The organism is Kribbella sp. NPDC026596 (assembly GCF_040638415.1).
Classification (GTDB): Bacteria; Actinomycetota; Actinomycetes; order Propionibacteriales; family Kribbellaceae; genus Kribbella.
Genome location: NZ_JBEZYF010000164.1, coordinates 1 through 1249, shown reverse-complemented (window position 1 = coordinate 1249; position 1249 = coordinate 1). Strand labels below are relative to the sequence as shown.

Sequence of the window (1249 nt, the reverse complement as noted above, 5' to 3'; positions counted from 1 at the left end):
CAGGACGCACCCTTACCGGGTAGATGCGCCTTGGGCGGGTTCGGGTACAGCGTAGGTCCCGACCAGTACGGCGAGCATCCTCAATTCGGCATGACCGAGCGGACCGCGTCGGATCGAACCGGCCTCAGAGCCAACTGCGGCACTAACTCATCTTCGCCGCGGCGCTCCCCGTTCCCACCAGTCCGCCGGCGCCCGCTCGACAACTACCTGCGCGGTGAACACGACGTCGGACAGGTTGCAGAACTTCCACAATTCGTTCGCGGCGCGGCTGTACTGGAAGATGACCTGATCGGTGTCGAACGCGTCCAGATCGCCGGCGCGACAGCGATCCAGCGCCTCCCCTACACGCCCGACAAGCTCACCCAAACGCGCCTCGTGATACGCCGCAACCACCTCGCGGGCGGCCCGTCGCTCCGACTTGGTCGACATGAAGGCAAGGCTACTAACCTCACGGCGGCACAACCGGCCACGCTGCGCCGCCCTGACTGCGGCAGATCCGGGCGAGCGTAGCCGCCCTCAACGCGGCATGACAGTGCGTTTTCAGGCAAGGTCGCGCGCCGGATGGACACCGTACTTCTCGATCATGAAGCGCCAGAACAGCGGCAAGACCTCAGATGCTGGCCTCTCGATCTCGTCGTCCTGGCCAACACCCGAGTAGTGGCTAATCCGGACGATGCCAGGCCGGGACAGTCGAAACTCCGCCCGGGGTCCTGGGGTTGGCGCAAGCGCAACCCGCACTTGATCAAGGGGCACCGCGCTGCCTACGGGCAGCGAGGTCACTACAAGGTCATGCATTGACGTATGTCCGCCGATCTGACTATCTGCGCCTTCGACGACCACGCTGCGAGCAACGCTCAACATCGGCGCCACGAAAGTAGCCCCATCGTCCAAGAGCCACTCGTAGAACTCGATGATGTCGGGCCATGGCCGGACCGGGAATGGGTACGTCACGCGACGAGGCTACTAGCACCTCTAGGCCGTGACCGCTCATCGGCAGAGAGCGCGGATCGCGGCAAATCAGTGCGATTCCGGGGTGTTGGTTCGGTCGTGTCCGTGGGTCAGCCGGTCGAGTTCTTGCGCGGCGGCGGCTTTGAGATCCGGCTCAAGGCGACCCCAACCACCATTCCCCTCATCGTCGAGTCCGATGAAGAGGCCTAGTGTCGCGTGTCATTAATTAGGTAACGGTTGATGGTGGGTCAGTATGGAGTATGGCGAACCGTCCTGCTGCTGCGCTGGTGCTTCGTGAGGG

Annotated in this window: 2 protein-coding genes; both read right to left on the bottom strand. The window is 63.6% G+C overall.

Features of this window, described 5'->3' with window-relative positions; genetic code table 11:
• Positions 1-147: 147 nt before the first annotated feature.
• A complete protein-coding gene (locus AB0E63_RS46475; RefSeq protein ID WP_360381352.1) occupies positions 148-429 on the bottom strand; it encodes a hypothetical protein in 282 nt (93 codons plus the stop codon).
• A 111-nt stretch (positions 430-540) separates the two neighbouring features.
• Positions 541-951 carry a hypothetical protein gene (locus AB0E63_RS46470; RefSeq protein WP_360381349.1) on the bottom strand — a complete coding sequence of 137 codons (411 nt, stop codon included), beginning with the start codon at positions 949-951 and terminating at the stop codon, positions 541-543.
• Positions 952-1249: the final 298 nt, after the last annotated feature.

Bases quoted from the DNA above. Each gene is read 5' to 3' on its own strand.
- AB0E63_RS46475 (WP_360381352.1), bottom strand. From the start codon at position 429: ATGTCGACCAAGTCGGAGCGACGGGCCGCCCGCGAGGTGGTTGCGGCG.